The 7612-nt window shown below is 72.7% G+C and carries 5 protein-coding genes; all 5 read right to left on the bottom strand.

Annotation, left to right across the window (positions count from 1 at the left end; genetic code table 11):
- Positions 1–271 precede the first annotated feature (271 nt).
- Positions 272–1576, bottom strand: a complete 1305-nt coding sequence (locus K7787_RS31080; RefSeq protein WP_043261367.1) for a site-2 protease family protein — start codon at positions 1574–1576, stop codon at positions 272–274.
- Positions 1573–2832 (bottom strand): 1-deoxy-D-xylulose-5-phosphate reductoisomerase, encoded by a 1260-nt coding sequence (dxr, locus tag K7787_RS31075; protein WP_169435412.1) that lies wholly within the window; start codon positions 2830–2832, stop codon positions 1573–1575. Before dxr ends, K7787_RS31080 begins: the two co-directional genes overlap by 4 nt.
- Positions 2833–3119: 287 nt before the next feature.
- On the bottom strand, positions 3120–5060 hold the full coding sequence (locus K7787_RS31070) for an acyl-CoA dehydrogenase family protein (RefSeq protein ID WP_223003680.1): 1941 nt from the start codon (positions 5058–5060) through the stop codon (positions 3120–3122).
- A 350-nt stretch (positions 5061–5410) separates the two neighbouring features.
- A complete protein-coding gene (locus K7787_RS31065) occupies positions 5411–6856 on the bottom strand; it encodes an aldehyde dehydrogenase family protein (RefSeq protein WP_164390983.1) in 1446 nt (481 codons plus the stop codon).
- Between the two features lie 182 nt (positions 6857–7038).
- Positions 7039–7612: PucR family transcriptional regulator (locus K7787_RS31060; RefSeq protein WP_223003679.1), on the bottom strand; the 574-nt coding region annotated here is incomplete at its 5' end.

Below are 7612 nucleotides of genomic sequence, written 5' to 3'. Positions count from 1 at the left end.
TCCCCGCCCACCGGAACCGTCCCGACCTGGATCTGCCGGCTCTTGCGGCGCTCGGCGAGCTTGGTCGGAACGGACGGCATGCCGAGAGAAATCGCAGTCATCTGCTGTGCAACCCCAAGTCGTGGATCAAGGTCCGGTCCCGTTGAGCGGCGGGCTCCAGGCTTCGAGATTACGGTACGTGGCCCCGCCCCAGCACATCCCACCCGGCAAACCACCCATTGGTAGGCGGCCGGAGCGGAGCACCGCCCGGCCGCCGGTGAACGCCGGACGGCTAGGAGATTTTGACCGGGTTGACCACGTCGGCGATCAGGACGAGCGCGGTGAAGCAGATGAAGACGCTGGCCACCACATAGGCCACCGGCATCAGCTTCGCCACGTCGAACGGGCCCGGGTCGGGGCGGCGCAGCACCCGCGCCACGTTCCGCCGCAGGGCCTCCCACAGCGCGCCCGCGATATGGCCGCCGTCCAGTGGCAGCAGCGGGAGCATGTTGAACAGGAACAGGGAGAGGTTGAAGCCGGCCACCAGCATCAGGGCCATGGCCAGCTGCTGGGTGGGCGGGATGTCCAGGGTGAAGATCTCGCCGCCGACGCGGGCCGCGCCGACCACGCCCATCGGGGAGTCGGGCTGGCGGGGGGCGCCGTCGAAGGCCGCGTCCCACAGGGCGGGGATCTTGCCGGGCAGGCTCGCGATGGAGTCGACGGCCTCGCCGAGACGGTCGCCCATCCAGGTCACCGACTCGCCGAAGTCCTGGCGGACGACGCCGGTGGCGGCGCTGAAGCCGAGGAAGCCGGCGCTGACGTACTGGCCCTCCACGATCCGGCCGCTGGAGTCCTTCTCGGCGACCTGGTTGGTGGCGATCCTCGCGTGCAGCGTGACGTCCTGGCCGCCGCGCTCGACGACGATCGGCACGTCCTTGCCGGGGTTGGCGCGGATGAGGTCCGAGAGGCGGTTCCAGTCGTCGGTCTTCACGCCGTTGAAGGAAACGATGCGGTCGCCGGCCTTCAGGCCCGCGGCGGCGGCCGGGGAGGGCGCGTCGCCGGCCTTGCAGGTGTCGCGGTTCTCGCTCTGGGCGATGACGCACTGGGAGACCGAGCTGACGGCGGTGGTCTGCTGCGAGATGCCGAAGCCCATCAGGACCGTGAGGAACAGGGCGACCGCGAGGATCAGGTTCATGAAGGGGCCCGCGAACATGACGATGACCCGCTTCCACGGGGCGCGGGTGTAGAACAGGCGCTTCTCGTCGCCCGGCTGCAGTTCCTCGAAAGCGGCCGAGCGGGCGTCCTCGATCATGCCGCGCCAGGGCGAGGTGGAGCGCGCGGCGATCCGGCCGTCGTCGCCCGGCGGGAACATGCCGATCATGCGGATGTAGCCGCCGAACGGGATGGCCTTGATGCCGTACTCCGTCTCGCCCTTCTTGCGCGAGAAGATCGTCGGCCCGAAGCCGACCATGTACTGCGGCACCCGGATGCCGAACAGCTTCGCGGTGGACAGATGCCCCAGCTCGTGCCACGCGATGGAGAACAGCAGGCCGATCACGAAGACGACTATGCCGAGGATCATCATCAGGGACGTCATGCACGCGCCTCCGCGGTCGCCGTCTGCGCTGTCAGTTCCCGGGCCCGGGCGCGCGCCCAGGCCTCCGCTTCGAGGACGTCCGGGACCGTGAGGGAAGTTCCCGTCGCGGGCGTGCCGTGTTCCTCGACCACCTGTGTCACGGTCTCCATGATTCCGTTGAAGGGCAGTGCGCCGCGCAGGAACGCGTCGACGCACTCCTCGTTGGCCGCATTGAACACGGCCGGGGCGGTGCCCGCGAGCCGGCCCACGTGCCGGGCGAGGCCGACGGAGGGGAAGGCCTCGGTGTCGAGGGGGAAGAACTCCCAGGTCGACGCGGTGCTCCAGTCGAAGGCGGGCGCGGCGTCGGGAACGCGTTCGGGCCAGCCGAGACCGATGGCGATCGGACCTCCCATGTCGGGGGGCGTCGCCTGCGCGAGGGTGGACCCGTCGGTGAACTCGACCATCGAGTGGACGTACGACTGCGGGTGCACGACGACCTCGATGCGGTCGAAGGGGATGTCGTACAGCAGGTGCGCCTCGATGACCTCCAGGCCCTTGTTGACGAGGGTGGCGGAGTTGACCGTGATCACCGGGCCCATCGCCCAGGTGGGATGGGCGAGGGCGTCCTCGACGGTCACGTCGGCCAGCTCCGCCTTGCTCCGGCCCCGGAACGGCCCGCCGGAGGCGGTGACGACGAGTCTGCGCACGTCGGCGCGGGTGCCGGCGGCCAGGGCCTGGAAGAGCGCGGCGTGCTCGGAGTCGACCGGGATGATCTGGCCGGGCTTGGCGAGCGCCTTGACCAGGGGGCCGCCGACGATGAGCGACTCCTTGTTGGCGAGCGCGAGGGTGCGGCCCGCCTCCAGGGCGGCGAGGGTCGGGGCGAGGCCGATGGAGCCGGTGATGCCGTTGAGGACGGTGTGGCATTCGGAGGCGGCGACCTGGGTGGCCGCGTCGGGCCCGGCCAGGATCTCCGGCAACGGCTCGCCGGTGCCGTACTCGGCGCTCAGCGCCTCACGCAGGGCCGGCACGACGTCCTCGCGGGCCACGGCGACGGCCCGGACCCGCAGCCGGCGGGCCTGCTCGGCGAGGAGACCGACCCGGCCGCCGTTGGCGGACAGCGCGGTGACCCGGAAGCGGTCCGGGTTGCGCAGCACGAGGTCGATGGCCTGGGTGCCGATGGAGCCGGTGGACCCGAGGACCACCACGTCCTTGGGGCCGTCACCGGCGGGGTCGAAGACGAGGTGCGGATCGGCGAGAGGGGCTGGACTGTCGCTCATCCCCCCATTGTGGCCGCACCGGCCCCGTCTTCCGACAGCGCGTCCCCCGGGCGGGTCCCGGCGGGGGTCCGGGCTCGGTGGTGGCGTCCGGGCTCGGTGGCGGGGCCCGGGTCCGGTGGCGGGGTCCGGGCCCGGTGGCGGGGTCCGGCACGGCGCCGAGGCCCGGCACGGCGGCGGGGCGCGGCGGCGGGGGCCCGTCGTGACGGCGGGCCCCGCGGAGGGGGTACGGCGGCGGAGCGCCGCCGGGGCGGGCCGGTGCGGCGGTGGGGCTCCGCCGGGCGGCCCGGTCAGCGGATGGGGCGGTGGACGTTCTTGCGGCGGCTCGGGCCGGGGGGCGTCTCGGCGATCCACGGGCCGTCGTCGGAGGGGTCGATGACGCCCTGCTCCAGCCACTCGTAGACGCCGCCGAGGACGCCCTTGACGACCGTGCGGTCCAGGTCGTCGGTGTTGGTCCACAGGCGGCCGAAGAGTTCGCCGATCCGGATGCGGGACTGGCGGCAGAAGGCGTCGGCGAGCTGGTAGGCCTCACGGCCGTGCTCGCCCCGGCTGCGCAGGAGTTCGGCGCGTACGCAGGCCGCGCTCATCGCGAACAGTTCGGCGCCGATGTCGACGATCCGGCCGAGGAAGCCCTGCTTGGTCTCCATCCGGCCCTGCCAGCGGGACATCGCGTAGAAGGTGGAGCGGGCGAGCTTGCGGGCGGTGCGTTCGACGTAGCGCAGGTGCCCGGAGAGGTCGACGTGCCCGGCCGGGTGGAAGTCGGCGTAGGCGCCGGGGAGTTGTCCGGGCCCGGCGACCAGCTTGGGCAGCCACTTGGCGTAGAAGAGGCCCGCGTTCGCGCCCGCCTTGGCCTTGTCCTGGAGGGACTTGTCGGGGTCGATGAGGTCGCCGGCGACCGAGAGGTGGGCGTCGACGGCCTCGCGCGCGATCAGCAGGTGCATGATCTCGGTGGAGCCCTCGAAGATGCGGTTGATGCGCAGGTCGCGCAGCATCTGCTCGGCGGGGACGGCGCGTTCGCCGCGGGCGGCGAGCGAGGCGGCGGTCTCGAAGCCGCGGCCGCCGCGGATCTGGACCAGCTCGTCGGCCATCTTCCAGGCCATCTCCGAGCCGTAGAGCTTGGCGAGGGCGGCCTCGATGCGGATGTCGTTGCGGTTCTCGTCGGCCATCTGGGAGGACAGTTCGAGGACGGCCTCCAGGGCGAAGGTGGTGGCCGCGATGAAGGAGATCTTCGAGCCGACGGCCTCGTGCAGCGCGACCGGCTTGCCCCACTGCTCGCGGGCGGCGGACCACTCGCGGGCGATCTTCAGGCACCACTTGCCGGCGCCGGCGCACATCGCGGGCAGGGAGAGGCGGCCGGTGTTGAGGGTGGTCAGGGCGATCTTGAGGCCCTGGCCCTCCTCGCCGATGCGGTGGGCGGCCGGGACGCGCACCTGGTGGAAGCGGGTGACGCCGTTCTCGATGCCGCGCAGGCCCATGAAGGCGTTGCGGTTCTCCACCGTGACGCCCTCGGAGCCGGCCTCCACGACGAAGGCGGTGATGCCGCCGCGGTGCCCCTCGGACTTCGGCACCCGCGCCATGACGACGAGGAGGTCGGCCACCACCCCGTTGGTCGTCCACAGCTTGACGCCGTCCAGGACGTAGTCGTCGCCGTCAGGCACGGCCGAGGTCGCCAGGCGTGCCGGGTCGGAGCCGACGTCCGGCTCGGTGAGGAGGAAGGCGGAGATGTCGGTGCGGGCGCAGCGCGGCAGGAAGGTGTCCTTCTGCTCCTGGGTGCCGAACATCTTCAGCGGCTGCGGTACGCCGATCGACTGGTGCGCGGACAGCAGCGCGCCGATCGCGGGGCTGGCGGAGCCGGCCAGGGCGAGGGCCTTGTTGTAGTACACCTGGGTGAGACCGAGACCGCCGTACTTGGTGTCGATCTTCATGCCGAGCGCGCCGATCTCCTTCAGCCCCGTGATCACGTCGTCGGGGATGCGCGCGTCGCGTTCGATGCGGGCCGCGTCGACCTTCGTCTCGCAGAAGTCGCGGAGCTTGGCGAGGAACTCCTCGCCGCGCTGGACGTCCTCGTCGGCGGGCAGCGGGTGGGGGTGGATGAGGTCGAGGCGGAAACGGCCGAGGAACAGTTCCTTGGCGAAACTGGGTTTGCGCCAGTCCTGCTCCCGTGCGGCCTCCGCCACCTCGCGCGCCTCGCGCTCGGTGACGGTGGGTTTCCTGGACGTTGGTGCGGACATGAGGCTCACCTCGCCGCGAAGAGGGCTATGGGGGACGTTCGTTACCGACCGGTGCTACTCGTTCGTATGTACCCGAACACGGACCGGGCTCACCTCCCCGCGCGTCCGGGCGCCCGCGGTTTCACCGTGGGTGTCCGGGCGGACGCGGAGCGGATTCGTCCAGCATCGCGCCGTACGGCCGCGGCGGCCAGTCGTGCGGGGCCGGCGGTGCGGGACGCGACGACGGGCGGCGGTGCCGGTGGGCGCACGGCGCGACCGGCGGTGCGGGACGCGACGACGGCCGGAGCCCCCGCACACGGGCTCCGGCCGTCGTCGTTCACCGGTCACCGGGTCGGCGACCTGGGGCGGTCCTACAGGGCGAGGCCCGTCAGGACGAGGACGCGCTCGTAGGTGTAGTCGTCCATCGCGTAGCGCACGCCCTCGCGGCCCACGCCGGACTGCTTGGCGCCGCCGTACGGCATCTGGTCGGCGCGGTAGGAGGGGACGTCGCCGATGACGACGCCGCCGACCTCCAGGGCGCGGTGGGCGCGGAAGGCGACCTGGAGGTCGTGTGTGAACACGCCCGCCTGGAGGCCGTACTTGGAGGAGTTGACGGCGGCGAACGCCGCCGCCTCGCCGTCGACCTTCTGCACGGTCAGCACCGGGCCGAAGACCTCCTCGCAGGCGATGGTCGCATCGGCCGGGACGTCGGCGAGGACGGTCGGCGCGTAGGAGGCGCCGTCGCGCTTGCCGCCGGTGAGCAGGGCGGCGCCGGCCTCCACGGCCTCGTCCACCCAGGACTCCACGCGCTTGGCGGCGTCCTCGCTCACCAGCGGGCCGACGTCGGTCTTCGGGTCGGACGGGTCGCCGGTGACCTGCGCCTCGACGGCGGCGACGATGCGCGGCAGCAGCCGGTCGTAGACCGAGGCGTCGGCGATCACGCGCTGCACCGAGATGCAGGACTGGCCGCCCTGGTAGTTGGAGAAGGTCGCGATGCGGTTCGCGGCCCAGTCCAGGTCCTCGTCGCTCGCCCAGTCGGCGAGGACGACGGCCGCGCCGTTGCCGCCCAGCTCCAGGGTGCAGTGCTTGCGCGGCACCGAGTCCATGATCGCGTAGCCGACCTTCTCCGAACCGGTGAAGGAGATGACCGGCAGCCGCTCGTCCTGGACGAGGGCGGGCATCTTGTCGTTGGCGACCGGCAGGATGCTCCAGGAGCCGGCCGGCAGCTCGGTCTCGGCCAGCAGTTCGCCGAGGATCAGGCCGGACAGCGGGGTGGCCGGGGCCGGCTTGAGGATGATCGGGACGCCGGCGGCGATGGCCGGGGCGACCTTGTGCGCGCACAGGTTCAGCGGGAAGTTGAACGGCGCGATGCCGAGGACGACGCCCTTGGGGAAGCGGCGGGTGAGGGCGAGGCGGCCCTGGCCGCCGCCGTCGGTGTCCAGGCGCTGGGCCTCACCGCCGTTGAAGCGGCGGGCCTCCTCCGCGGCGAACCGGAACACCGAGACGGCGCGGCCGACCTCGCCGCGGGCCCACTTGACGGGCTTGCCGTTCTCGGCGGAGATCAGCTGGGCGATCTCCTCGGTGCGCTCGGTGAGGCGCTTGCCGACGTGGTCCAGGGCGGCGGCGCGTACGTGGGCGGGGGTGGCGGCGAACTCGTCCAGCACGGCGTGCGCGGCGGCCACGGCCTCCTCGACCTGGGCGTCGGTCGGCACGCCGACCGTGCCGACCAGCCGGCCGTCCCACGGGGAGGTGACGTCGAAGGTGTCCTCGCCGGTGACCTGGCGGCCGGCGAGCCAGAAGGCGGTGGTGGAAGTCATTGTGACGAGTCCCGGCCCTTCCGCGGTTGGGGGTGGTCTGCTTGCGACGACAACGGTAGGGCGGGACCGGCCTCCCGACGCTTGTCCGGGGTGGAGCAGTGGGGGGCGGGTGTGCGCCGGATTGGCACAGGGTGGCTGCCGCCGGGGGGACGGGGGGCGGTCACGGCTGGGCCGGAAGGCCGTTACGGGTGGTCCGGGGACGTCGTCTTGAGGGCCAGCCAGAGTTCCATGCGGACGTCCGGGTCGTCCAGGGAGCGGCCGAGGATCTCCTCGACGCGGCGCATGCGGTAGCGCAGGGTGTGGCGGTGGACGCCGAGGTCGGCGGCGGCCGCGTCCCACTGGCCGTGGCGCGAGAGCCAGGCCCGCAGCGAGGCGACCAGATCACCGCGGCCGGTCGCGTCGTGCTCGTACAGCGCCCGCAGCAGTCCGTCCGCGAAGGCCCGTACCGCGTCGTCCGCGAGCAGCGGCAGGACGGAGCCCGAGGCCAGTTGTTCGTGCTCGACGAGGACGCGGCCGCGCCGCCGGGCCACCGACAGCGCCTGTTCGGCCTGCTTGTAGGCGGCGGCAGCGGCGATCGGGCCGGCCGGCGCGGACAGACCGACGACCAGTTCGTCCTCCTCGCCCGCCCGCTGCTCGGACGCCGCCGCCCGGGCGGCCTCCAGCGCGGCGGCGTGCTCCGCGCAGGCGGCGGCCGCCGCGCTGCCGTCCCCGGCGAGCACCACCAGCCGTTCGCCGTCGGGGACGACCAGCACCGCC

It is taken from the genome of Streptomyces sennicomposti (genome assembly GCF_019890635.1).
Lineage (GTDB): Bacteria > Actinomycetota > Actinomycetes > Streptomycetales > Streptomycetaceae > Streptomyces > Streptomyces sennicomposti.
Note: the sequence above shows the minus strand (reverse complement) of the source record. Positions and strands in the feature narration are given on the sequence as shown.

Excerpts from the sequence above, each read along its gene's own strand:
- K7787_RS31080 (WP_043261367.1), bottom strand. The coding sequence starts at position 1,576 with ATGACGTCCCTGATGATGATCCTCGGCATAGTCGTCTTCGTGATCGGC.
- dxr (WP_169435412.1), bottom strand. The coding sequence starts at position 2,832 with ATGAGCGACAGTCCAGCCCCTCTCGCCGATCCGCACCTCGTCTTCGAC.
- K7787_RS31070 (WP_223003680.1), bottom strand. The coding sequence starts at position 5,060 with ATGTCCGCACCAACGTCCAGGAAACCCACCGTCACCGAGCGCGAGGCG.
- K7787_RS31065 (WP_164390983.1), bottom strand. The coding sequence starts at position 6,856 with ATGACTTCCACCACCGCCTTCTGGCTCGCCGGCCGCCAGGTCACCGGC.